Source organism: Aeromonas allosaccharophila (genome assembly GCF_000819685.1).
GTDB lineage: Bacteria > Pseudomonadota > Gammaproteobacteria > Enterobacterales > Aeromonadaceae > Aeromonas > Aeromonas allosaccharophila.
Genome location: NZ_CDBR01000025.1, coordinates 1 through 22,894, shown reverse-complemented (window position 1 = coordinate 22,894; position 22,894 = coordinate 1). Strand labels below are relative to the sequence as shown.

General features: G+C 61.0%; 20 protein-coding genes. 8 read left to right on the top strand and 12 right to left on the bottom strand.

Annotated elements, in window-relative coordinates; all coding sequences use genetic code 11:
• Positions 1-50: 50 nt before the first annotated feature.
• On the bottom strand, positions 51-890 hold the full coding sequence (locus tag BN1115_RS05360; RefSeq protein ID WP_042656371.1) for an isopenicillin N synthase family dioxygenase: 840 nt from the start codon (positions 888-890) through the stop codon (positions 51-53).
• A 207-nt stretch (positions 891-1,097) separates the two neighbouring features.
• Here BN1115_RS05360 and BN1115_RS05355 point away from each other — a divergent pair, with 207 nt between their 5' ends.
• Positions 1,098-1,661 carry a DUF2799 domain-containing protein gene (locus tag BN1115_RS05355; protein WP_042656370.1) on the top strand — a complete coding sequence of 188 codons (564 nt, stop codon included), beginning with the start codon at positions 1,098-1,100 and terminating at the stop codon, positions 1,659-1,661.
• Between the two features lie 51 nt (positions 1,662-1,712).
• Here the strand turns inward: BN1115_RS05355 and BN1115_RS05350 are convergent, their stop codons facing one another.
• Both BN1115_RS05350 and BN1115_RS05345 read right to left on the bottom strand, forming a co-directional pair.
• Positions 1,713-2,531 (bottom strand): Cof-type HAD-IIB family hydrolase, encoded by an 819-nt coding sequence (locus tag BN1115_RS05350; RefSeq protein ID WP_042656369.1) that lies wholly within the window; start codon positions 2,529-2,531, stop codon positions 1,713-1,715.
• 110 nt (positions 2,532-2,641) lie between these two features.
• Positions 2,642-3,871 carry an MFS transporter gene (locus BN1115_RS05345; protein WP_042656368.1) on the bottom strand — a complete coding sequence of 410 codons (1,230 nt, stop codon included), beginning with the start codon at positions 3,869-3,871 and terminating at the stop codon, positions 2,642-2,644.
• Positions 3,872-4,037: 166 nt separating this feature from the next.
• Here BN1115_RS05345 and BN1115_RS05340 point away from each other — a divergent pair, with 166 nt between their 5' ends.
• The gene (locus BN1115_RS05340; protein ID WP_042656367.1) at positions 4,038-4,661 is read left to right on the top strand and encodes a helix-turn-helix transcriptional regulator; all 624 of its coding nucleotides are present in this window, start codon (positions 4,038-4,040) and stop codon (positions 4,659-4,661) included.
• Positions 4,662-4,972: 311 nt separating this feature from the next.
• Complete coding sequence (locus BN1115_RS05335; protein WP_005304871.1) at positions 4,973-5,449, top strand: Lrp/AsnC family transcriptional regulator; 477 nt, start codon at positions 4,973-4,975, stop codon at positions 5,447-5,449.
• Between the two features lie 202 nt (positions 5,450-5,651).
• On the opposite strand, the gene BN1115_RS05330 is transcribed toward BN1115_RS05335, so the two are convergent.
• A complete protein-coding gene (locus tag BN1115_RS05330) occupies positions 5,652-5,969 on the bottom strand; it encodes a hypothetical protein (protein ID WP_042062015.1) in 318 nt (105 codons plus the stop codon).
• A gap of 160 nt (positions 5,970-6,129) precedes the next feature.
• On the bottom strand, positions 6,130-6,357 hold the full coding sequence (locus BN1115_RS05325) for a hypothetical protein (protein ID WP_042656366.1): 228 nt from the start codon (positions 6,355-6,357) through the stop codon (positions 6,130-6,132).
• A gap of 210 nt (positions 6,358-6,567) precedes the next feature.
• Between BN1115_RS05325 and BN1115_RS05320 the strand changes: the two genes are divergently transcribed.
• Together BN1115_RS05320 and chrA are read left to right on the top strand one after the other, a co-directional pair.
• Complete coding sequence (locus BN1115_RS05320; RefSeq protein ID WP_042656365.1) at positions 6,568-7,032, top strand: nucleotide triphosphate diphosphatase NUDT15; 465 nt, start codon at positions 6,568-6,570, stop codon at positions 7,030-7,032.
• A 63-nt stretch (positions 7,033-7,095) separates the two neighbouring features.
• The gene (chrA, locus tag BN1115_RS05315; RefSeq protein ID WP_042656364.1) at positions 7,096-8,271 is read left to right on the top strand and encodes a chromate efflux transporter; all 1,176 of its coding nucleotides are present in this window, start codon (positions 7,096-7,098) and stop codon (positions 8,269-8,271) included.
• A gap of 74 nt (positions 8,272-8,345) precedes the next feature.
• Here chrA and msrB read toward each other — a convergent pair whose 3' ends face one another.
• The 4 genes from msrB to malQ all read right to left on the bottom strand — a co-directional run bounded on the left by msrB (position 8,346) and on the right by malQ (position 15,406).
• The gene (gene msrB, locus BN1115_RS05310; RefSeq protein WP_042656363.1) at positions 8,346-8,732 is read right to left on the bottom strand and encodes a peptide-methionine (R)-S-oxide reductase MsrB; all 387 of its coding nucleotides are present in this window, start codon (positions 8,730-8,732) and stop codon (positions 8,346-8,348) included.
• Between the two features lie 68 nt (positions 8,733-8,800).
• Positions 8,801-10,957, bottom strand: a complete 2,157-nt coding sequence (glgX, locus tag BN1115_RS05305) for a glycogen debranching protein GlgX (RefSeq protein WP_042656362.1) — start codon at positions 10,955-10,957, stop codon at positions 8,801-8,803.
• Positions 10,957-13,134 (bottom strand): 1,4-alpha-glucan branching protein GlgB, encoded by a 2,178-nt coding sequence (gene glgB / locus BN1115_RS05300; RefSeq protein ID WP_042656361.1) that lies wholly within the window; start codon positions 13,132-13,134, stop codon positions 10,957-10,959. Before glgB ends, glgX begins: the two co-directional genes overlap by 1 nt.
• An 82-nt stretch (positions 13,135-13,216) precedes the next feature.
• Positions 13,217-15,406 (bottom strand): 4-alpha-glucanotransferase, encoded by a 2,190-nt coding sequence (malQ, locus tag BN1115_RS05295; RefSeq protein WP_042656360.1) that lies wholly within the window; start codon positions 15,404-15,406, stop codon positions 13,217-13,219.
• A 347-nt stretch (positions 15,407-15,753) separates the two neighbouring features.
• Here malQ and gap point away from each other — a divergent pair, with 347 nt between their 5' ends.
• Both gap and BN1115_RS05285 read left to right on the top strand, forming a co-directional pair.
• Complete coding sequence (gap, locus tag BN1115_RS05290) at positions 15,754-16,749, top strand: type I glyceraldehyde-3-phosphate dehydrogenase (protein ID WP_005335708.1); 996 nt, start codon at positions 15,754-15,756, stop codon at positions 16,747-16,749.
• An 86-nt stretch (positions 16,750-16,835) separates the two neighbouring features.
• The gene (locus tag BN1115_RS05285) at positions 16,836-17,702 is read left to right on the top strand and encodes a D-hexose-6-phosphate mutarotase (RefSeq protein ID WP_042656359.1); all 867 of its coding nucleotides are present in this window, start codon (positions 16,836-16,838) and stop codon (positions 17,700-17,702) included.
• A 73-nt stretch (positions 17,703-17,775) separates the two neighbouring features.
• On the opposite strand, the gene nadA is transcribed toward BN1115_RS05285, so the two are convergent.
• The gene (gene nadA, locus BN1115_RS05280) at positions 17,776-18,849 is read right to left on the bottom strand and encodes a quinolinate synthase NadA (protein WP_042656358.1); all 1,074 of its coding nucleotides are present in this window, start codon (positions 18,847-18,849) and stop codon (positions 17,776-17,778) included.
• A gap of 139 nt (positions 18,850-18,988) precedes the next feature.
• On the opposite strand from nadA, the gene BN1115_RS05275 reads away from it, so the two are divergent.
• Positions 18,989-21,094, top strand: a complete 2,106-nt coding sequence (locus tag BN1115_RS05275; RefSeq protein WP_042656357.1) for a methyl-accepting chemotaxis protein — start codon at positions 18,989-18,991, stop codon at positions 21,092-21,094.
• 69 nt (positions 21,095-21,163) lie between these two features.
• Here BN1115_RS05275 and BN1115_RS05270 read toward each other — a convergent pair whose 3' ends face one another.
• Positions 21,164-21,619 (bottom strand): NfeD family protein, encoded by a 456-nt coding sequence (locus BN1115_RS05270; RefSeq protein WP_042656356.1) that lies wholly within the window; start codon positions 21,617-21,619, stop codon positions 21,164-21,166.
• A complete protein-coding gene (locus BN1115_RS05265; protein ID WP_042656355.1) occupies positions 21,616-22,539 on the bottom strand; it encodes an SPFH domain-containing protein in 924 nt (307 codons plus the stop codon). The genes BN1115_RS05270 and BN1115_RS05265 overlap by 4 nt, the downstream gene beginning before the upstream one ends.
• Positions 22,540-22,894 lie beyond the last annotated feature (355 nt).

The following is a 22,894-nucleotide window of genomic DNA, read 5'->3' as shown; positions in this document are numbered from 1 at the left end:
CCGGAGCGAGATTGCTCCGGTTTGGCCTCTGACAACTGCTCGCCTGCTGGCTAGATCACCCCCAGCTCCCGCAGCCGCTCCATCAGGTAGCTGTGGGCGGTATGGCGCTCGGAGAGCACCACATCCGGGCGGGGGTGGAGGAACAGCGGCAGGGAGATACGCGACTTGGCGGCACTGCCACCGGTCGGGTTGATGACGCGGTGAGTGGTGGAGGGGTAGTAGCCGCGGGAGGCCTCCTGCAGCATGTCACCGATGTTGATGATGAGGGTGCCAAAGTCGCACGGCACGTCCATCCACTCGCCGTCGGAACCCTTCACCTGAAGCCCTGGTTCGTTGGCGGCGGGCAGAATGGTAAGCAGGTTGATATCCTCGTGGGCGGCTGCGCGGATGGCGCCCGGCTCCTCGGTACCATCGAACGGCGGATAGTGCAGCACCCGCAGCAGGGTCTTCTGGCTCTCTTCGATCATCGAGGAGAGGGGGCAGCTGTAGTGAGCGGCGATATCGGCTGGGGTGTACTGCTCCACCCAGCCCAGCAACTCGGCGGCCAGACCGTTGGCGAGGCGGTAGTACTCCATCGCCTGCTCCTTCAGTTCTTCCGGCATCTGGCCCCAGGGGTAGAGGTGGAAGTACTCCTTGATATCTTTCTGGCTATGGCCCTTGGCCACCTCGGAGACCGAGGGCGGGAAGTAGCCATCCTGGGTTTCGCGGTTGAACAGGAAATCCTGCTTCTGCTCGCTCATGAAGAAGCGATACCAGTTGTCGTAGATGGACTGCACCAGCTCTTTCGGGATGGGGTGGTTGGTCAGTACGCCAAAGCCGGTGGTTCGCAGGGATTCGGTGAAGCGTTGGGCCGCATCGGGTGAGCGGTAATCGACGGTCAGGACTTTCATTGTTTTTGTTGCGCGCCAGTTAAAAGATGGCGCAGTTTACCTTGCGCCTGATAACAAGGAAAGCGGGTTGGCTGCCCCGTCTGGCGCGCTGGCCAATAGTGACAAACACATCAAAAAAACAGCGCCAATCCGCGCGGGCGCACATCCCTTGTTATGGCCTTTTATCCTCTCTAGAATGCCGGTCACTGTCTTTTCCGGAGTCTGTTCATGCCCCCCAAAATCCTGTTGCTGACCCTGCCGGTATTGCTGGCGGGATGCAGTGCCCTGTCAGAAGATGAGTGCCGCACCATGAGCTGGTACAACCTGGGTTATCAGGATGGATCGGAGGGCAAAACCCGTCAGGCGACCCGCGACTACGTTTCGTCTTGCAGCGAGTATGGTCTCAGAGTGGATGAAGCCGAGTGGAAGCGGGGCTACGACAAGGGGTTGGAGCTTTATTGCATTCCCGAGCTGGCCTACAGCAAGGGCAAGGAGGGGCAGGAGTACCGCGGGGTGTGCCCCAACGATGCCAGCTTCCTCAAGCAGTATCAGCGCGGCTATGAAGAGTACAAGCTGGCCGCCCGCTTGCAGGAGATCAGCGACGAGCTGGAGCGTACCGAGCGGGATATCGATGCACTGGAGCGCAGCATCCGCAACGAAACCAACACGGAACAGCGCGACTATTATCGGTCCAAGCGCAACCGCGCCATTCGCCACTACGAGTCCCTGCGCTACGAATACAACCGTCTGCGTTACCCGGATCGGGTGATCCAGTTCTCCTTCGGCGGTTAATCCCTCTCTTCATGGCCAGCCCGCGTGCTGGCCATGTTGCATCTTGTCAGATCAGGGCAGTACCCAGCGCTGCAATGCCAGTGCGATGCCATCCTCGTTGTGGTCGGCGGTGACCTGGTCGGCATGACTCTGGATCTGCGGGGCCGCATTGCCCATGGCGACCGCCAGCCCCACCTGTTCAAACATGCTGATGTCGTTGTTGTTGTCACCAAATGCCACTACCTGCTCCATCGCAATCCCTTCACTGGCCGCCCACTGGGCCAGCCGGTTGCCCTTGCTGCAACCCGGCTGTACCAGCTCCACTGCATAGGGGGCCGCCCAGTCACGGGTAAAGGGCATCTGCTCGACCACCTCGCCCATAAAAGCGTGCAGGCGAGCCGGATCCTGATTGAACAACTCCAGCTTCCAGACCGGGTTGTCGAGCCAGCCTGCCAGCTCCTCGACCGGGTGGATAGCAATCTTGAGGTGCGCTGGCTGATTGGCCGACCAGCTGCGGATGCGGGTGACATGCTCCTCGCAGCCGATGTAGCCGATCCCCTCGCTCAGGTGAAACAGGGCCCCCATCTGCTGCGCCTTGACCGCGTCCAGCAGCTCGGCGAGCGGGGCAACCGCCAGCGGGTCGCCGCTGAGGATCCGGTCCTGCACCGGGTCATAGAGATAGGCGCCGTTGCTGCAGATGAGAGGGGTATCGAGCACCAGCTCGTGGTGGAAGGGGCGCGCCGTCATGTAGTGGCGTCCCGTGACCAGCAGCACCTTGATGCCGTGGGCGCGGGCTTGCGCCAGCGCTGCCCGGGTGGCCGACGAGATCTTGTGATCCCGGGTCAGCAAGGTGCCATCCATATCGAGCGCGATGGCCTTGTACTCACTCATAGCTCCTCCAGCATCGAACAAATCCGCAAAGAGCCTTACCGTCCCAGACCCGGCGCCCCGATGCAAGTCTTGCCCGCGGCCGGAGCGCCGAACTGTGATCCCTTCGTGGCTCAGACGCAGCTGGCCAGTTGCTGGCGGCGGTCGGCACGGCGGCGCAGCAGATAGAAACCGGCGGCGCTGGCAAGGGAGCAGAGGGTGGCGAGATAGAAGGGCCACTCGGTACCGGCCAGCAGCAGCAGGCTGCCGAGCAGCACCGCCAGGATCTCGCTGCCCACCGCGAGGGCGCGGTAGAGCCCCATCGCCTGTCCCTGCTGCTCGGGGTGACTGCGGTTGGAGATCGCCACCGAGGTAGCCAGCTCCCCCAGACTCATGCCGATGCCAGCCGGAACGAAGGTGAGCGCCAGTCCCCACCAGTGAACGGGCAGGATAAAGAGCAGCATGCCGCTCGCCATCACCAGATGGCCGACGATCCCGAGGGAGCTGCCGCGCCAGTGGCGGGCGATGCGGGAGCCGAGCCAGGAGCCCGCCATCATGGGCAGGCTCACCAGCACCGCCGCCTGCGCCAGCTGGGCCGGATCCCAGGCCAGCCGCTCCACCAGCCAGATATTGAAGTAGGTGAAATAGAGCTGCACCGCGCCATAGCTGATCAGGGTGAGCGCGAAGTAGGGCAGCAGGGCCGGTTGCAGCAACAGCTGGCGGCTGGAGAGGGTTGGTGCCTGAAAGGTGGAGGCTACTGGCGGGCGATGGGGGATCAGCCAGTACACCAGCAGCAGGTTGAGCAGGGTCATCCCTACCGCCAGCCAGGCGGCCAGACTGTATTCCCCCGAGATCACCGCGGCGTAGCCTCCGATCATCGGCCCCACTACCCAGCCCAGGTTCATGCCGATGTTGATCCAGGCAAAGCTGCGGGCCTTGTGCTCCTTGCCGGCGAGATCCGCCGCCATCGCCTGCACGATGGCGATGTTGCCGTTGCACAGCCCCTCCACCATCCGGCTGAGCAGCAACAGGGGGAGGGATCGCCAGGCGATACCGAGTGCCATCAGGGCATAGCCTGCCAGCACCCCCGCCAGCGAGAGCAACAGCAGTGGCTTGCGGCCGTAGCGATCGGAAAGGCGCCCGAGCCAGGGGCTTCCCACCAGCTGAAACAGCGGATAGAGCCCCATGATGACCCCCAGCCACACCTTGCGGCTCCAGTCGGAGGCTTCCGGCGTCAGCATGCCGTGGGCCGGATCCAGCAACAGCGGCGCCAGCACCGGGGATGGCAGGCTGAAGCCCGCCACCGCCAGCGTCACCGTCATCACCAATACCCACAGGCTGGCCTGCCCCTTGATCCCTTCCATGTTTGCCCCATTAAATAAAGTTATTGGTTTATTTATGTTGGCGTTCAAACCAGATTAAGTAAAGTGAATTGTTGATTTAAAAAAGCCCCCTCCCCATAATGCTCTTATCCATGCCAGAACCGCTGCCGCGCAAGCGGCCGTACCTGCCGACGATGAGAGCCTTGCCATGAACGCCAGCACCGACAAGATACTGTTTCTGCTCAAGAGCCACGGCCCACAGAGCGCCGCCGAGCTGGGAGAGCAGTTGCAGATGACCTCCATGGGTGCCCGCCAGCACCTGATGACGCTGGAGGCCGACGGCTGGGTGAGTTTCAACGACGAGGCCCGCGGGCGCGGTCGACCGGTACGGTTGTGGCACCTCACCGAACAGGCATGGCAACGCTTCCCCGATAGCCATAGCGATCTGACCGTGCAACTGATCGACAACGTGCGCGAGCTGTTTGGTGAGGAGGGGATGGAGCGACTGATCCTGCAGCGGGAGCAGCAGATGCTGGCGCGCTATCAGCAGACGCTGGGCAACAAGGGATTGTCCGGTCGGCTGGAGGCGCTCAAGGAGCTGCGCAGCCGCGAGGGCTACATGGCGGAGATCCGCCGCGAGGAGGATGGCAGCTGGCTGCTGTGGGAGAGTCACTGCCCCATCTGTGCCGCTGCGCGATCCTGCCGAGGTTTCTGTCGCAGCGAGCTGGCGCTGTTTCGCCAGCTGCTGGCCCCGGCGACGGTGGAGCGGGAGCAGTATCTGCTGGAGGGGGCGCACCGCTGCCTCTATCGCATCACGCCGCCCGCGCTCTGATTGCGCCAAATGCCCAAAAACAACAAAGCAGGCGCCGGGATGCCTGCTTTGTTGCCTTCGGGGAGGGGGTTCTCTCGTTCCAGCCCGTCATTTCCCGATAAGGTCAGACGGCTGATGGGGCTCTTGACCCGGTAAGGTCCTTCACCGCAGAGACCCGGTCAGGTATCTGCTTTGCCACCGGAAGATGTAACCATAGTATCCCTCCCGAGCCGGTGAGTGGTTGCAAAGTAACCACTTTTTTCGGTTGTTTTTGCAATAGTTCACCCTTAATCTAGGAAAAGTGGATTAGTCATTGCAACGAGGAAGGGTAAATGCTGAAACTTGATCGCATAGACAGACATATTCTCGAGCTGATGCAGGAAAATGGTCGCATCAGCAATCTGGAGCTGGCCGAGCTGGTAGGGCTCTCGCCGTCCCCCTGCTCCCGCCGGGTCAAGGCGTTGGAGGATGCCGGTCTCATCGACACCCACGTTACTCTGCTCAACGCCCGCCAGCTTGGTCTCACTCTCACCGCCTACATTCACATCTCCATGGACCGACACACGCCGGAGCGGTTCGAAAACTTCGACCGTGCCATCAGCGAGCTGCCGGAAGTGCTGGAGTGTGACCTCATCACCGGCAACGATGCCGATTATCAGCTCAAGGTCGTAGTGCGCGACATGGAGCACTACCAGCACTTCCTGCTGGACAAGCTGACCCATATCCCGGGGGTGACCGGAGTGCGCTCCAGCTTCGTGCTGCGCCGCATCAAGCACAAGACGGCGCTGCCGCTCAACCATCTGGGGTGAGTCATCCTGCGCGGGATGGCGGTCGGTCTGGCCTGTGACAGGCAGCCGCTTCTCTTTGCGGATTTGAGCCCGCGCAAACAGCTTGTATAAACGCCCATATAAACAGAAAGAGGAGGCCGGCGGCCTCCTCTTTCTGTTATGCGCTATTTGTTATCCGGTCAGGGTTACTTATCGCGGTGACGGGTGACGAAAACCGCAGTGGTCAGACGCTGACCTGGCTGATGTCTTCCACCTGCAGCAGCCAGCCGGTCTGCTCTTGCTGCGGTTCGCCGCTGACCCGCAGCCGCTCACCGGTCGGCACCCACTGCCCTTCGGGCAGGGAGACCAGCAGGCTTTCGCTGCCGTTGTCGAACAGCCAGCGATCTTCGCCTAGCGATTCAATCAGATAACCTTCCATCTCCACTCTGGACTCGGCTTGCCAGGATGGCGCAACGGAATCACGGCTTTCGATGAAATCCCCCTGAACACCAAAACTGGCTAGCCCCCACAGAATGGAGAGCCCGACGAGTGATGTCTGCATCTTGTCTCTCCTCTTTTTGGAACTGTGCTGTTGGAACTGTAGGGCCAGTATGGGAACAGAAAACTGAGCGCACCATGAACAAGGTGGCAAAGTGCAGGCGAGATCGCGAAAAAATCCGGCCAACTGGCCGGTTGTGTCATTTTATGGTGTCTGGATCACACTATTTGGCGGCTTCTTCTGCCATCCGTTCGGCTCTTGGCTTATTCGTCCACATGGCAACCCCGCGATGATCCAGGCAGATCCCCTCTGCCACAATGGCGCGAACCCGGGTGCCATCTTTGCATATGGCCTGCCAGGCGTCGGCATCATCGATGGCGAGCGAGTCGGGCGGCGACGTGGTTTGGCAAGCCGTGAGTAACAGGGCGCACAGGGGGAGCAATTTTGTCATGGCCGACTCCTCGGGGTCTCGGGGCGATGGAGGATGTGAAGGATAGGAATGGCCTCGCCATCCGGGCTTCGCTCCCCAGCATCTGTGATAACCGGTTAATGGGCAAGGGGTCACTGGCGGGGGCTGAAGCCGATCAGCCGGGGCTTGCCCTGCGCCCTCCTTCGGCCTAAGGTGAGGCCGTTTTTACTGCCTCATTGAAGGAGCGTTTTCATGTCCACTCTCTATCCCCGCGTCGGTGTCGGCGTCATCCTGACCAATGCTCAGGGCCAGGTGCTGCTTGGCAAACGCAAGGGGAGCCACGCCCCCTACTGGTCGATCCCGGGCGGTCATCTTGAAGTGGGGGAGAGCTTCGAGTCGGCGGCGATCCGCGAGGTAGCCGAGGAGACGGGATTACAGATCCACGGGCCCGAGGTGGTGGCGGTGACCAATAATCTAGAGACCTGGCGCGAGAGCGGGCTGCACTATATCTCGGTCACCTTGCTGGCACAGGTTGAGGGCGAGCCGCAACTGCTGGAGCCGGAGAAGTGTGAAGGGTGGAGCTGGTGCGATCCGCGCGAGTTGCCCGAGCCCCACTTCGATGCCAGCCGTCAGTCCATCGCCTGCTGGCTGGCGGGACGCTGCTACTTGCCGAGTGATGTGCCAATGGTGTCGGCCGAATCAATCAGACTGTCATAAAACGATCATCGTGCTGTCATAATATCTCCTCTCCATCGGGGGAAGAGGGAAGAGGGAAGAGGGATGAGGGAGAAGAGCGTGGGACAGGTATTTATTCAGTTTTTGTGGCTCGGATGCATCAGTTTTGGCGGCCCGGCTGCCCATATCGGCTTTTTCCAGCGCACCTTCGTCGAGCGGCTCGGCTGGCTGACGCAGGCCGAGTTTGCCCGGCTGCTGGCGCTGTGCCAATTGCTGCCGGGGCCCGCCTCCAGTCAGCTCGGCTTTGCCATCGGTCGCCATCGCGCCGGTCTGGGCGGGGCGCTTTGTGCCTTTATCGGCTTCACCTTGCCCTCCTTTCTGTTGTTGCTGGCGGCAGCCGTCGGAGTGGGCTTGTTGGGCAACAACCTCTGGCTCGATGCGGCGCTGCACGGCCTCAAGCTGCTGGCGCTCATTGTGGTGGCCGATGCGGTGCTCACCATGAGCCGCCAGTTCTGCGCCACGCCACTGACTCAGGGGATCATGGTCGCGACCGCGGCCGCGCTCTGGTGGCAGCCCGGCTTGCTGACCCAACTGCTGATGCTGGCGGGAGCGGCGCTGATCTGCGCTCGAAACCAGCAGGGGGCGAGTCGTTTGCATGCTACCGCTGAGCCGTCTTCAGCCACTACCCGTCATCCTCACTGGCCGACCCTGCTGCTGTTTGCCGCCCTCTTTATTGGCCTGCCGCTGCTCGGCGGCCCTCTCGGCACGCTTGGCCAGCTGATTGCCGACTTCTATCGGGCCGGTAGTCTGGTGTTTGGCGGCGGCCACGTGGTGCTGCCGTTGCTGCAAGAGAGCGTGGGCCACACCCTCAGCCAGCAACAGTTTCTGACCGGCTACAGTCTGGCGCAGCTGGTGCCGGGCCCCATGTTTACCCTCGCCACTTATCTCGGTGCCCAACTGTTGCCCGAGATACCGCTGCTCGGGGCCTTGTCGGCGACCCTGGCGCTCTTTGCGCCCGGCTTTCTGCTGCTCTGGGCGGTCGGTCCCTGCTGGCAACAGTGGCTGACCCAACCCCGTCTGGCGGGCGCCGTCATTGGCATCAACGCCGCCGTGGTGGGCTTGCTGCTGGCGGCGCTCTATCAGCCGGTGTGGCAGAGCTCGGTGCTGGCACCGACCGATCTGGCGCTGGCGGCCATCGGCTTTTATCTGCTGCGGGTGGTGAAGTTGCCGGTGCCGGCCATCGCGGCCCTGTTGGTGATGGCCACCATCTTGCTGGCGTGACGCCGGTGAAAGCCCGATAAAAAAACGGCGCCTCCGTGATGGAGGCGCTGTTTTTATTGCAATGGGTCAGCCGCTTAAGCGTCGGGATCGAAATCCAGACTCAGGCTGTTGACGCAGTAGCGCTGGCCAGTCTCGGTCGGGCCGTCGGGGAAGACGTGGCCGAGGTGAGAGCCGCACTGGCGGCAGGTGATCTCCACCCGCTTCATGCCGTGGCTGCTGTCTTCGGTGTAGTTCACTGTCCCCTCGATAGCCTTGTCGAACGAAGGCCAGCCGCAGCCGGAATCAAACTTGGCTCCTGAGTGAAACAGCACGCTCTTGCAGCAGACACAGAGGTAGTCACCGCTCTTGCGATTGTGGAGCTGGGCGCCGCTGTAGGGTCGTTCGGTGCCCTTCTCCCAGCAGACGTGAAACTGCTCGGCGCTTAGCTTGCTGCGCCACTGTTCCGGGTTGTTACTGCTCATACCGACTCCTTGCCATCAATCACGGGGCCCAGCATAGCGGCTCCCTAAAGCTGACTCCAGTATGCCTGTTATGGTTTGCCCGCATTTGTGATCGAGGTGGCAGCCATGTCCGCACCGGATGCAGGGAGAAGCGCCTGCTGCGGTGGCTGGGCATCCTGCGCCGTGCTGGCCAGCGCGACCCGCTCCAGCAGCTTGAGGGAGTGGGCGCGACCGACCGCCACCTGCCGTTTGATATCATCGGGCAGGAACGGCAAGCCGTCGTTGGTGGCTGTGTCGATGGTCTGGATCCACTCCAGCCCTTCCCCCGGCGGCGGCAGGCGGAACTGGATATCGTAGTCGCTGGCGTTGAACAGCACGTACCAGCGCTCGCCGACACAGTTGATCATGCCGATATCCATGGCAAATGCCTGCCCCATGGGGGCGTGCCAGTCCTGATCGGTGAGCTGGTGGCCATCCGGGTGATACCAGTTGACCTGATGGCAGTTGGGCGTCGCACCGTTCCAGCTGTCATCGCTCAGTTGCAGGTTGGAGAAGACGCACGACTCCGCCCGCAGCGCCATCATCTGCTGGGTGAAGGCGAACAGCCGCTCGTCCTCCGGCCGCCACTGCCAGTTGACCCAGCTGATCTGGTTGTCCTGACAGTAGGCGTTGTTGTTGCCTAGCTGGCTGCGACCCATCTCGTCGCCGGCAAGGAAGTGGGGGGTGCCTTGCGACAGCAGCAGGGTGGCAATCAGATTGCGCTTCTGCTGCTGGCGCAGGCTGTTGACCCGCGGATCCAGAGTCGGCCCCTCTACCCCGTGGTTATAGGAGAGGTTGTTGCCGTGGCCGTCCCGATTGTCTTCACCGTTGGCCTGATTGTGGCGCTGGTTGTAGGAGACCAGATCCTCCAGGGTGAAACCGTCGTGATAGCAGAGGTAGTTGACGCTGGTGTGGGGCGAGCGCCAGTTTTTCGGGAAGATATCCCGCGACCCCACCAGACGGGTGGCAAAGTCACCCATCTTGCCCGCATCGCCACGCCAGAAGGCGCGCACCGTGTCGCGATAGCGGTCGTTGATCTCCTGCCACTGGCTCGGGAACTGACCCAGCCGGTAGCCAAAGGGGCCGATATCCCAGGGCTCGGCGATCAGCTTGACCTGTGACAGCACAGGATCGGCCATCACCGCCTTGAAGAAGGCACCCATGGGCTCGAACTCGCCGGCCTCCCGCGCCAGCGTCACCGCCAGATCGAAACGGAAGCCATCCACCTGCATCTCGGTGACCCAGTAGCGCAGGGCATCGAGCACCAGCCGCAGGGTGTTGGGGTGATCCAGATTGACGCTGTTGCCACAGCCGGTCACGTTGGCGTGACGGGTGTAATCGGGGCCGTGGGGGCCCGCTTCGAAGGCGTAGTAACCGGCGTTGTCAAAGCCCTTGAACGAGAGGGTGGGGCCGTCGAAGCCCGAGGCGGCGGTGTGGTTGTAGACCACATCCAGGATCACCTCGAGCCCGGCCCGGTGCAGCTCGCGCACCATGGTCTTGAACTCGATCACCGCCTCGTCCGGCTTGGTGCTGTAGCGCGGCTCCGGGGCGAAGAAGGCGATGGGGTTGTAGCCCCAGTAGTTGGTCAGTCCCAACTGCTCCAGTCGCGGTTCCGACATGAAGGCGGCCACCGGCATCAGCTGCACCGAGGTGACGCCGAGACTCTTGATGTGCTCGATGACCAGTGGGTGACTGATGCCAAGATAGGTGCCCTGCAGCGCTTTGGGGATCCCTGGGTGCTGCTTGGTAAAGCCCTTGACGTGGGTCTCGTAGAGGATGGTGCGGGCCGGGCTGATCCCGGGCTTGCCGATGCCTTGCCAGTCAAAGCCGTCATCCACCACCACCGACTTGGCAATCATCCCGGCACTGTCCCCCTGATAGAGGGCCTCATCCCAGTAGGTGGGACGGCTGAGTGCCTTGGCGTAGGGGTCGATCAGCAGTTTCTGCGGATCGAACAGCATCCCCTCCTGCGGGGCGCCATAGACCCGATAGCCGTAGCGCTGACCCGCCTGCATGCCACGCACGTAGCCAAAGCGATACTGGCCACGGCGACCGGGTAGCTCAAGTCGGGTTATCTCCTGCTCCTCTTCATCGAACAGGCAGAGCTCCACCTTGTCCGACTGGGGGGCCCAGACACAGAAGTGGCAACCGTTCTCGTCAAGGCGGGCCCCCAGCGGGTGGCCCACCCCTTTTTCCATTACAAGCATCAAGACTCCTGTTTGATGAACAAGGTCGCCAGCGGCGGCAGATCCAGCACTATGCTGTGCGCCATCCCCTGCCAGGGGGTCGGCTCGGCAGCGAACACCAGACCCACATCATAGTTGCTGCCCCAGTAATACTCGCTGTCGGTGTTGAGCACCACCCGATAGTGGCCCGCAGCAGGGACGCCGACCCGATACTCGAGACGGGGCACCGGGGTGAAGTTGCAAGCTACTACTATGGCCTGCTTGCCCTCTTTGTCGGCCCGTAGCCAGGCAAAGATGCTGTTGTCGGCATCGTTGTGATCCAGCCAGCGGAAGCCGGTCTGATCATAATCGGCCTGATACAAGGCAGGCTCATGACGGTAGAGATGGTTGAGATCGTGGATCAACCGCTGCTGACCGGCATGCTTGGGATATTGCAGCAGATGCCACGGCAGCTGGGCATCGTGATTCCACTCGTTGCTCTGGGCGATCTCGGTGCCCATGAAGTTGAGCTTCTTGCCCGGGTGGGCATACATGAAGCCCATGTAGGCGCGCAGGTTGGCGGCTTGCTGCCACTCGTCACCGGGCATCTTGTAGAGCATGGAGTGCTTGCCGTGCACCACTTCGTCGTGAGAGAGCGACAGGATGAAGTTCTCGTCATAGTGGTAAACCATGGAGAAGGTCATGTCGTTGTGGTGGTAGCGACGGTGGATCGGCTCTTTCTGCATATAGGTGAGGGTGTCGTGCATCCAGCCCATATTCCACTTGAAGCCAAAGCCGAGGCCGCCGAGGAAGGTGGGGCGGGAGACACCGGCAAAGGCGGTGGACTCTTCGGCTATGGTCATGGCGTGGGGATACTTGCCGTAGACCTCCTCGTTGGTCCACTTGAGCAGACTGATCGCCTCGTAGTTGTGGTTGCCGCCATCGACGTTCGGTACCCACTCACCGGCGTTGCGGGAGTAGTCCAGATAGAGCATGGAGGCGACTGCATCCACCCGCAGGCCGTCGATGTGGAACTTGTCGAGCCAGAACAGGGCGCTCGCTACCAGGAATTGGCGCACTGTGTCGCGGCCGAAGTCATAGATGTAGGAGTTCCAGTCCGGGTGCCAGCCACGGCGCGGATCCTCGTACTCGTAGAGCGGGGTGCCATCGAAACGGGCCAGGCCGTGGGCATCGGACGGGAAGTGGGCGGGCACCCAGTCCAGAATGATGCCGATGCCGGCCTGGTGGCACTGGTCGACGAAGTATTTGAAGTCATCAGCGGTGCCGTAGCGGCTGGTAGGGGAGAACATGCCCACCGGCTGGTAGCCCCAGGAGCCGCTGAAGGGGTGCTCGGAGACCGGCAGCAGCTCGATGTGGGTGTACTCCATCTCCTTGACGTAGGCGACCAGCTCCACTGCCAGTTCACGCCAGCTCAGGCTGTCGCCATTGGGGTGGCGCTTCCAGGAGCCGACGTGGAGCTCATAGATGGAGAGGGGTTGCTCACGCTTGTCGTTGTGCTGGCTGGCAATCCACTCGGCATCCTGCCACTGGTACTGGGCGTGGTCATAGACCACGGAGGCGAACGACGGATACTGCTCGCAGTAAAAGCCGACCGGATCGCTCTTGTGGGGCAGACGATGGCCAGCGGGATCTTTCAGTTCGAACTTGTAACGATCCCCCGCCTTGAGGCCCGGCACAAACAGCACCCAGTGACCGCAGAGGCTGCGCTGCATCGGGTGGCGGCGGCCATCCCAGAAGTTGAAATCGCCGATCAGGCTCACAGCGGTGGCGCTCGGCGCATAGACCGCAAAACGCACCCCTTCCACCTGCTGGCCAAGATGCTCCACGGTGCGCAGCTGGGCGCCAAGGGTGTGGTAGAGGTTTTCCGGCTGGGCGGTCAGTTCGGCCAGGCCTGCCCAGGCGGCATCCTGAAACTGATAGGGGTCGATGACCTCGGTGGTGGCATCTTGGTAGCTGGCGATCAGCTGATAGGGGAAGGAGTTTTTGCGGCGGGTGAAAACAGTTTCAAAAAGACCCGATTCATCGGTGGGCGCCAGGGTGGCAACGACTTTGCCCGACTTGAGATCCTTGACGCGGACTTCGAGGGCATCAGGCAACCAGGCGGTCAGTTTGAGGCCGGGCCCATCCGGATTGGCCTGCAGGCCTAAGTGAGAGAAGGGATCGGAACAGCGGGCAGCAACCAAACGTTCAACGAGCATCGAGATTTCCTTTCATGACAGAGCATCCACTCCGGCCGAAGCCGGAGTGGATTTAGGTGAGAGCGCTGTGGGAGACAGCGTCTCAACGACTGGCCTCATCACGGGCTTGGCTCATCTTGCCAGCCAGTGCCTTGAGTGCCTCATTGGCAAAAATATCTTCCAGATCAGCGGAGAGCTTGCGGCGCCAGTTGGGGTATTCGTAACTGGTACCCGGTACGTTGACCGGCTTGTCCATCTCCAGCCAGTCTTCCAGCTGGGTACTGAACAAGGCGCAGCTGCCGCGGGACATGTGGATCTGCAGACCGTGGTTGAGTTCGGTGTTCATGCCGACCCAGTTCACGTCATGACTGATGTTGTCAGAGATGACCTTGTGGGCATGCAAGCTGTCGAGGATCCGCTGTTTGGCCTGGTGACGATCAGCATACAGAGTCTTCAATACATCTTCATCCGGATACAGACCCAGTTGACGGCCGAGCGCCAGATCGTCGCAGTGCCAGAAGCCCTTGAGGGTCGGCATGTCGTGGGTGGTCAGGGCCGACATCGCCTGCTCGGTGTAGTGCGCCGGGGAGATAAAGCCGCCATCTTCCTTGGAGCGCTCGAAGAAGAACACCTTGTAGGAGTGAACGCCGTTCTCTTTCAGGGTCACGTCGATCCCCTCCGGCACGGTACCCAGATCCTCGCCGATCAGCAGGCACTGATTGCGGTGGGATTCGAGGGCCAGAATGCCCAGCAGATCGTTGACCGGATAGTAGATGTAGGCGCCCTTGGCGGCGGACGCTCCGGGCGGTACCCACCACAGGCGCAGCAAGGCCATTACGTGGTCGATGCGCAGAGCGCCACAGGAGCGCATGTTGGCACGGAACAAGTCCACCATCGGCTGGTAGGCCGCTTCGAACAGCTTGTTCGGGTTCATCGGGGGCAGGCCCCAGTTCTGACCAAGCGGGCCGAGGATATCGGGCGGCGCACCGACCGAGGCTTTCGGGCAGTAGAGATCCTGGTTGGCCCAGATCTCGGTGGAGCCTTCGGAGACGCCCACTGCCAGATCCCGGTAGATACCCATCACCATGCCGGCAGCCTTGGCACGGGCATCGGCTTGCGCCAGCTGCTCGTCGGCCAGGAACTGCAGATAGAGGTAGAAGTTGACATCTTGCGGGTGCGCGGCCATCCAGGCGGCAACGGCAGGATTGTGGTAATCGCGCAGCTTCTGCGTCCATACCGGCCAGCCCCAGGCATTTTCGCCTTTGGCATAGAAGTGGGCCTGCAGGGCATCAAATGCTGCCTGCTGTTGCAGGCTGTCGCCACCGGCGGCCACGAAGGCATCAAAGGCGGCCTGACGCTCGGCGCTCAGGGTGGCTTCATCGAACACCTGACGCAGCATGCCGAGTTTGGTCTGGAGCACGCCGGTGTAATCGACGTTCTCTTTGGCACGCAGATCGGCCAGATGTTGCTGGAAGGCAGGGCTCGCCACTTCCGCTTTCAGGCGATCGCTCTGCTGGAATTCGGGCACCGCTTCCACATTGATATAGGCCACGTTGAGCCAGCGACGGGAAGAGGGGCTGTAGGGACTGGCGCTCTCCGGATTGGCCGGATAGAGGGCGTGGATAGGGTTGAGACCGACGAAGTGGGCACCCCAGGCGGCGGCTTTCTCAACCAGCTGGCCCAGATCGCTGAAATCACCGATACCCCAGTTGTGGCGGCTGCGCAGGCAGTAGAGCTGCACGCTCGGGCCCCATACCTTGCGGCCATCGGCAATCGGCGCCTGCTTGTAGCAGGCCTTGGGGGCGACGATGAGGCGCATGGTAGCCAGCGGCTCGTCATTGCCCTCTTCCAGCAGCACCAGCTGGTGATAACCCAGCTCCGGGGCCATCTCCAGCGTGACGCGATAGGCCTGGCACTCCATCTCTTCAAATTCGGCCACGCCGACCAGCTCACCCTCGATGGGGGTGAATTGACCGGACAGCACAGCACCCTGCTCCTGCTGGAGCTGCCAGGTGAGGGCGTCGTTGACGAATTCGATGGGGAGGCGAACCTCAAGGGTAACGGCGTCGCCGGTGCGAACCACCATCACAGGATCCAGCGCCCGCAGCCAGTGCTGGCGATGCTCCTCTTCCAACTGCTGCACCAGAGCGGCCTCGTCATCGACGCGGTAGCCCATGGCGCCCAGCATGGCAGCCTTGCTCTCTTCTGATACCTGGGCCGGGTGGCCCCAGGCATCGACATACTCGCTGGCGATACCTTTTGCGGCAGCCAGCTGTTCAATCAGGGTGGTCATAGTTTGAGAATTCCCGCTGTGGATTCTATCTATACTATTTTGTTTGATTTTTATGGGGTGGTACTTGAACAGTGGCTCTTTGGCCATGCTAAACCGCGCACATTTTTACATATCTCTGTGAATGGTTGTGTGACCGAGTAGGCACTATTGTTGATATCTGCGCTATGCCACGATCTGGCACTTTTTTCGTCAAAACGTGGTAATCAGTTACATAAACAGAAAATTAATTTCACAGTTTTTCATGATATAGCGCAATTTCAGACAGAATGTTGGTTGACTCACCGGAGAGTTCTAGTAAATTTACAAGCGGAATTTTCTTTGACTACTGAACAGTTAGGTAACTAAATATGACTATCAAAGTAGGTATTAACGGTTTTGGCCGTATCGGTCGTTTCGTATTCCGTCTGGCTTGCGAGCGTGCAGACATCGAAGTTGTTGGTATCAACGACCTGATCGATGTTGACTACATGGCTTACATGCTGAAGTACGATTCAACTCACGGTCGTTTCAACGGTACCGTTGAAGTTAAAGACGGCAACCTGGTTGTAAACGGCAAAACCGTACGTGTTACCGCTGAGCGTGACCCGGCCAACCTGAAGTGGGGCGAAATCGGTGTTGACGTTGTTGCTGAAGCTACCGGTCTGTTCCTGACCGACGAGACTGCTCGTAAGCACATCGCTGCTGGTGCCAAGAAAGTTGTTCTGACTGGCCCGTCCAAAGACGCTACCCCGATGTTCGTAATGGGTGTTAACGACTCTACCTATGCTGGCCAGGACATCGTTTCCAACGCTTCCTGCACCACCAACTGCCTGGCACCGATCGCCAAGGTTCTGAACGATACCTTCGGTATCGAGTCTGGCCTGATGACCACCGTTCACGCTACCACTGCTACCCAGAAGACCGTTGATGGTCCGTCTGCCAAAGACTGGCGCGGTGGCCGCGGTGCGGCTCAGAACATCATCCCGTCCTCTACCGGTGCAGCCAAAGCTGTTGGCGTAGTTATCCCGGAACTGAAAGGCCTGCTGACCGGTATGGCTTTCCGTGTTCCGACTCCGGACGTGTCTGTTGTTGACCTGACCGTTAACCTGAAGAAAGCTGCCACCTACGCAGAAATCTGCGAAGCGATGAAAGCTGCTTCCGAAGGCGCGATGAAAGGCGTTCTGGGCTACACCGAAGACGAAGTTGTATCTACCGACTTCCTGGGTGAGCGTCAGACCTCCGTATTCGACGCCAAGGCTGGTATCCAGCTGAACGACAAATTCGTTAAAGTTGTATCCTGGTACGACAACGAAATGGGCTACTCCAGCAAAGTTCTGGACCTGATCGCTCACATCTCCAAGTAATTTGGGATGCGCAATCGCGTAGCTTGAAAAAGGCGGCCATTGGCCGCCTTTTTGTTTTTCGGTTTCCCCTGATGACAGGAGTCCACATGCAATCCATTCGTCCCCTGACCGCCAATTGCAAGCTTGCCAACAATGCGGCCGGTCTGCCGGTTCTCACCATCAACAACGACTATGCCAAGGCCGAGATCAGCCTGTTTGGCGCCCATGTGCTGAGCTATCAGCGCCATGGCGAGCCAGCCTCCATCTGGCTGAGTGACAAGGCGGTGCTGGATGGCAGCAAGCCTGTTCGTGGCGGTATCCCGATCTGCTGGCCCTGGTTTGGCCCGGCGCCAGCCCGTGTCGGCAGTGGCAAGCCCTCCCACGGTTTTGCTCGCACCACCCTCTGGATGCTGGACGGGGTCTCCGATCACGCCGACGGCACGCTGGTCCATCTCTCCCTGCGCGACAGCGATGCCACTCGTGCCTTGTGGGATCACGCCTTCGAGCTGGAGCTGGACGTGCTGGTTGGCAAAGAGCTCTCGCTGGTGCTGACCACTCGCAACACCGGTGCCCAGCCACTGACTTATAGCGGTGCGCTGCATACCTATCTGACCATCAGTGCGCCGGAAGCGGTGAGCGTGACCGGTCTGGGTGAGCCCTATGCTGACAAGCTGACCGGACAGGATGCCAAGCAGCAGGGTGCATTGACCCTGAGCGGGCCGCTGGATCGGGTCTACTGGCAGCCAGAGGCGCTGGTGAGGGTGCAGGATGGTGAGCGCGAGACGCGGGTAGTGAGCGGCAACCACGACAGCGTGGTGGTCTGGACTCCCTGGCTGGAAGGGGCCACCGCCATGGCCGACATGAGCGACGATGGCTATCGCACCATGCTCTGCGTCGAAGCGGCCATCGCCGGTGAGGCGGGTGTGACCGTTGCACCGGATGAGGAGCATTGCCTCTCCACCGTGATCATCTGAGCAGCATAGCGTTCAGATAAATAATAAAGAGGGCTCCCGCGGGAGCCCTCTTTGCATCTCGTGACTGCGGCAATCAGGCATTGCCCTGGGTCTTGAGTTTGAGTTCGGCGGCGAAGTTGAGCATCCGATCGAGCGGGATCAGCGCTTTGACCCGCAGTGCCTCGTCGACATGGATCTCGTGGCGTTCGGCACCGTCGGTGAGCGCCTCCTTGATCGCCACCAGACCGTTCATCGCCATCCAGGGGCAGTGGGCGCAGCTGCGACAGGTAGCGCCATCGCCACCGGTCGGTGCTTCCACCATCTCTTTATCCGGACAGGCCTGCTGCATCTTGTAGAAGATGCCCCGATCGGTCGCCACGATCAGCTTCTGCTGGGGCAGCTCCTTGGCGGCCTTGATCAGCTGGCTGGTGGAGCCCACCGCATCGGCCAGTTCGATCACCGAGGCGGGGGATTCCGGGTGAACCAGCACGGCAGCGTCCGGATTCTGCTCTTTCAGTTCGCGCAGGGCGCGGGCCTTGAACTCGTCGTGGACGATGCAGTGGCCCTGCCAGCGCAGCATTTGCGCCCCGGTCTTCTTCTCGATATAGGCACCCAGATGACGATCCGGGCCCCAGATGATCTTGTGACCCAGGCTGTCGAGGTGCTCGACGATCTCCAGCGCGATGCTGGAGGTCACTACCCAGTCAGCCCGCGCCTTGACCGCGGCCGAGGTATTGGCGTAGACCACCACGGTATGATCCGGGTTGGCATCGCAGAAGGCAGAGAACTGCTCGATGGGGCAGCCCAGATCGAGGGAGCATTCGGCCTCCAAAGTCGGCATCAGCACTCGCTTGTGGGGGCTCAGGATCTTGGAGGTTTCGCCCATAAAGCGCACCCCGGCAACGATCAGGGTCTGCGCCTCGTGATCGCGGCCAAAGCGGGCCATCTCCAGCGAGTCACCAACGAAACCACCGGTGGCTTCGGCCAGCGCCTGGATCTCCGGATCCGTGTAGTAGTGGGCAACCAGTACCGCCTTGCGCTCCTTGAGCAGCGCCTTGATTTCTGTGGTCAAGGTCGTTCTCTGCTCGGCACTCAGGGGAAGAGGTTTGGCCGGAAAGGGGTAGTCCATCGCGACTACCGGCGGGACACTGCTCAGTGCATTGCTCATTGCGACTGTTCCATCAACGCTCGGGAAGGCCAAAATTATAACCAGAAGCCGACGACAAACCCATCACAAATCCGGTGAGCTGCAAGTGGACGAATATACTCAATTAATTCGTTGTCACGCTGCCATAAGGAGTTGTCGCATGAAGCAACGTTCCCTCAAGTTCAAATTGTTGTGCCTGACCATGGGACTGTTTCTGCTGACCGGGCTGGCCATGACCCTGTTGCAGTCAGCCTCTTTCAGTACCCTCCGTGGCATGGTGATGACCCAGACCAGCGATGCGCTGGAGCAAGAGGTCTCCCACAGCCTGCAGTATCAGGCTGAGCGCTATGCCATCCAGATTGCCTCGTTGATGCAGAACTCCTACCAAATTCCCCTGACCGTGACCGCCCAGATTGAAGCCGGGATGGCCAAGCCGGCGCTGCGGTTGTCGCGGCCCCAAGTCGAGTCTCTGCTCGGCAGCAGCTTGCAGCAGGCTAGCGGGATCAGCTCCATCTACGCCCAGTTTGAACCGGATGGTTATGACGGCGAGGATGGCAACTGGCTGGGCGGCGCCAGTCACTCGGTGGCGGGCAAGGGGAGCATGGAGATCTACTTTACCAAGGATCAGGGGGGCACCGTGGCCCAGCAGCCGGTGGATGCCGCCGCCAGCGAGGCCAAGTTTGATACCTCTCTCAACGAGTTCGGCATTCGCAACAGCGAATGGTATCTCTGTGGTCGCGATACTCGCCAACCCTGCCTGATGGAGCCCTACCTCTACGAAATCAGCCCGGGTAACAAGATGCTGATGACCAGCCTGACGGTGCCCATCCTTCACGATGGCAAGTTTGTCGGGCTGGCCGGGGTGGACATGAACCTGCCCATCTTCCAGCAGCTTGCCGAAACGCTGGGCAAGAGCCTCTATGACAACAAGGCCGACGTGACCATCGTCAGCAAGATGGGGCTGATTGTGGGCAGCAACCGCTATGCCGACAAGCTGGGGCGTCCGCTCAAGGAGGTGGGCCTGACCCTGCCTACCGGTCAGGCCGTTAGTAGCGACAGCGATTTCATTTTGCAACAACCGATCCGTATCGAGGCGGCCAATGCCCAGTGGTGGCTGATGATCAAGGTGCCCAAGGCGTTGGCGCTCGACAAGGCGCGCACCATCAGCAGCGAGCTCGGCGCCCTGCTGGTGGATGCCCAGCAACAACAGCTCGTCGCCATGGGCGGGATCACCCTGCTGGTGCTGGGGCTGCTGGTCTGGTTTATCCAGACCATCACAGCGCCGCTTTCTCTCATCAGCCGCCATGTGGGCCACCTCTCCAGCAATGAGGGGGACTTGACCCAGCAGATGGAGATCGACACCCATCAGGAGCTGATCGATCTTGGCTCCCAGCTCAATGCCTTCCTCGGCAAGCTGCGGGGTATGGTGCAAATGAGCAAGGGGATCGGCCAGCAGGTCTACCAACAGGCGCGGGAGATGAAACATACCGCCGACACCATGCGCAACAGTCTGGATGAGCAGAATCTGGAGCTGGAGAGCGTGGTGAGCGCCATGCACGAGATGAGCACCACGGCAGTCAGCGTGGCGGGTTATGCCGAGCAGGCGGCGCAGGAGTCGGAAGCGGCGACCCACCACATCAATAACGCCCAGCAGACCCTGAGCAATGCCCGCAACGAGATCCATACCCTGGTTGGCGATATGCATGAGGCGGATAAAGCGGTGGCGCTGGTGGCCCAGCGCAGCACCAATATCAGCCGGATCCTTGATGTTATCCGCGCCATTGCCGAGCAGACCAATCTGCTGGCCCTCAACGCCGCCATCGAGGCGGCACGGGCGGGTGACATGGGCCGCGGCTTTGCAGTGGTGGCGGACGAGGTGCGGGCGCTGGCGACCAAGACTCGGGAGTCGACCGACGAGATCGGCCAGCTGATCGGTAGCCTGCAAACCGAGGTGAGCAGCAGCCAGCGTCTGATGAACACCGGCATCGAGCGCTCCACCACCACGGTGCAGGGCACCGAGCAGGCGTTCGAGGCGCTCAATCGGGTGGTGGCCCAGATCCAGCAGATCCACGACCACATCAGTCAGGTCGCTACCGCCGCCGAGCAGCAGAGTGCGGTGAGCGACACCATCAACCAGAACCTGATGCGGATCGGCGATACCGCCAACGTGATCGGGCAGGAGGCCAGCTCCAGCCATCAACTGAGCGAGGCGCTGGAGCAAGCGGCCACAGCGCTCGCCAGTCAGCTCGACCGGCTGCGTACCTGAGTGGCAGCCAGAGAGACAAAAGCCCGCGAGCGATCGCGGGCTTTTTTATGGTTCGATGGCAGAGCTCCGTCAGTCGTGGGGTTCAACCAGCAGGATGTGGGAATCGGCCCCCACCACCCTGACCTTGCTGCCCGCTGGCAGCGACTCGTCGCAGCGCACCGTCCAGACCGTATCGTCCAGATGCACCCGGCTGGTGCCTTGCACGACATCATCCAGCAGGGTCAGCTCGCGGCCCATATAGCTCTGCATCCGCTCGTTGATGGTGCTGGCGGCATCCTGACCCGAGTTGTCACGCTGGTGTTGCCAGCGCCACCAGGCCCAGGTGGTGAGCAGGGATTGCACCGCAAACAGCAGCAACTGCGCCTGCCAGCCAAAGGGCCAGACCAGCAGCAGCAGGCCCACTTCCAGCGCAGCGATGCCGGTCCAGAGCAGGAAGCCCACCGAGCCGAGCACTTCGATGGCCAGCAGAATGAAGCCGAGCCCCAGCCAGTGCCAGTGGGTCAGCCCCTCGAACAGGGCTGTCATGACTTGCTGCCCTTGCCATCTTTGTTGAACAGCTCGGCCATGCCTGCCACCGAGCCAATCAGGCTGCCCGCTTCCAGCGGCATCATGATGATCTTGCTGTTGGGGCCTTCACCGATGCGGGCCAGTGCTTCGGTATATTTCTGGGCCACGAAGTAGTTGATGGCCTGCATATCACCCTCGGCGATGGCTTGGGAGACCATATGGGTCGCCTTGGCTTCCGCCTCGGCGGCCCGTTCCCGCGCTTCGGCAGCGAGGAAGGCGGCCTGACGTTCACCTTCGGCCTTGAGGATCTGGGACTGCTTCTCCCCCTCGGCTTTCAGGATCTTGGACTGGCGCACCCCTTCGGCCTCCAGTACCTCGGCCCGTTTCTGGCGCTCGGCCTTCATCTGGGCATTCATCGCCTCGACCAGTGCCAGCGGCGGGCGCACATCTTTAATCTCGATGCGGGTCACCTTGATGCCCCAGGGGGCGGTGGCGGCATCCATGGTGCGCAGCAGTTTCTCGTTGATGGTGTCGCGCTGGGAGAGCATCTCATCCAGCTCCATGGCGCCGAGCACGGTCCGCATATTGGTCATGGTGAGATTGCGGATGGCGCTGGTGAGATCGTTGACCTCGTAGCCCGCTTTACGGGCATCCACCACCTGCACAAAGCTGATGGCGTCGATGGTGACGTTGGCGTTATCGCGGGAGATCACCTCTTGTGCCGGGATATCCAGCACCTGCTCCATCATGATGATCTTGTGGCCGACCCGATCCACATAGGGGATCAGCAGGTTGAGGCCCGGGGTCAAGGTGCGGGTGTAGCGGCCGAAGCGCTCGACAGTCCAGTTGAAGCCCTGTGGCACTATCTTGATACCTGCACTCAGGGTGGCGATCACCAGAAAAACAAAAATTCCTAGCACAATCAATGATTCATTCATCACAAGTGTCCTTTTGAATAGAGGGTCATAGCCTACACCCACCGGGTGGCTGCGCACTAGCTGGCTGGTTTTACAGTGGCCCCAAAATGGGGCGACTGCACCATAACAAGCGACGTTTGGCCGGGGCGCGGCGTGGCCAGCCCAGTGCCAGCCATGGTCATTGAGTTGGCGCGTTCCTTGCTGTAACAGAGCATAAGAGGATGCAAGGCGGGTTGCGAGCAGGCCGCCGCAAACAAGTTGAGTGTGACATGACGACGGCGTCGGCTCCGCAAGGGGCTGGCGCCTTTTTTGTTGCTGGCCGCATGGGGAGCAAGGGATGAAGAGTGTGTGTGCATATTGCGGGGTGGGGTGCGGG

What these genes read in the sequence shown, in the direction of transcription:
- BN1115_RS05360 (WP_042656371.1), bottom strand. Translation starts at nt 890, where the DNA reads ATGAAAGTCCTGACCGTCGATTACCGCTCACCCGATGCGGCCCAACGC.
- BN1115_RS05355 (WP_042656370.1), top strand. Translation starts at nt 1,098, where the DNA reads ATGCCCCCCAAAATCCTGTTGCTGACCCTGCCGGTATTGCTGGCGGGA.
- BN1115_RS05350 (WP_042656369.1), bottom strand. Translation starts at nt 2,531, where the DNA reads ATGAGTGAGTACAAGGCCATCGCGCTCGATATGGATGGCACCTTGCTG.
- BN1115_RS05345 (WP_042656368.1), bottom strand. Translation starts at nt 3,871, where the DNA reads ATGGAAGGGATCAAGGGGCAGGCCAGCCTGTGGGTATTGGTGATGACG.
- BN1115_RS05340 (WP_042656367.1), top strand. Translation starts at nt 4,038, where the DNA reads ATGAACGCCAGCACCGACAAGATACTGTTTCTGCTCAAGAGCCACGGC.
- BN1115_RS05335 (WP_005304871.1), top strand. Translation starts at nt 4,973, where the DNA reads ATGCTGAAACTTGATCGCATAGACAGACATATTCTCGAGCTGATGCAG.
- BN1115_RS05330 (WP_042062015.1), bottom strand. Translation starts at nt 5,969, where the DNA reads ATGCAGACATCACTCGTCGGGCTCTCCATTCTGTGGGGGCTAGCCAGT.
- BN1115_RS05325 (WP_042656366.1), bottom strand. Translation starts at nt 6,357, where the DNA reads ATGACAAAATTGCTCCCCCTGTGCGCCCTGTTACTCACGGCTTGCCAA.
- BN1115_RS05320 (WP_042656365.1), top strand. Translation starts at nt 6,568, where the DNA reads ATGTCCACTCTCTATCCCCGCGTCGGTGTCGGCGTCATCCTGACCAAT.
- chrA (WP_042656364.1), top strand. Translation starts at nt 7,096, where the DNA reads ATGAGGGAGAAGAGCGTGGGACAGGTATTTATTCAGTTTTTGTGGCTC.
- msrB (WP_042656363.1), bottom strand. Translation starts at nt 8,732, where the DNA reads ATGAGCAGTAACAACCCGGAACAGTGGCGCAGCAAGCTAAGCGCCGAG.
- glgX (WP_042656362.1), bottom strand. Translation starts at nt 10,957, where the DNA reads ATGCTTGTAATGGAAAAAGGGGTGGGCCACCCGCTGGGGGCCCGCCTT.
- glgB (WP_042656361.1), bottom strand. Translation starts at nt 13,134, where the DNA reads ATGCTCGTTGAACGTTTGGTTGCTGCCCGCTGTTCCGATCCCTTCTCT.
- malQ (WP_042656360.1), bottom strand. Translation starts at nt 15,406, where the DNA reads ATGACCACCCTGATTGAACAGCTGGCTGCCGCAAAAGGTATCGCCAGC.
- gap (WP_005335708.1), top strand. Translation starts at nt 15,754, where the DNA reads ATGACTATCAAAGTAGGTATTAACGGTTTTGGCCGTATCGGTCGTTTC.
- BN1115_RS05285 (WP_042656359.1), top strand. Translation starts at nt 16,836, where the DNA reads ATGCAATCCATTCGTCCCCTGACCGCCAATTGCAAGCTTGCCAACAAT.
- nadA (WP_042656358.1), bottom strand. Translation starts at nt 18,849, where the DNA reads ATGAGCAATGCACTGAGCAGTGTCCCGCCGGTAGTCGCGATGGACTAC.
- BN1115_RS05275 (WP_042656357.1), top strand. Translation starts at nt 18,989, where the DNA reads ATGAAGCAACGTTCCCTCAAGTTCAAATTGTTGTGCCTGACCATGGGA.
- BN1115_RS05270 (WP_042656356.1), bottom strand. Translation starts at nt 21,619, where the DNA reads ATGACAGCCCTGTTCGAGGGGCTGACCCACTGGCACTGGCTGGGGCTC.
- BN1115_RS05265 (WP_042656355.1), bottom strand. Translation starts at nt 22,539, where the DNA reads ATGAATGAATCATTGATTGTGCTAGGAATTTTTGTTTTTCTGGTGATC.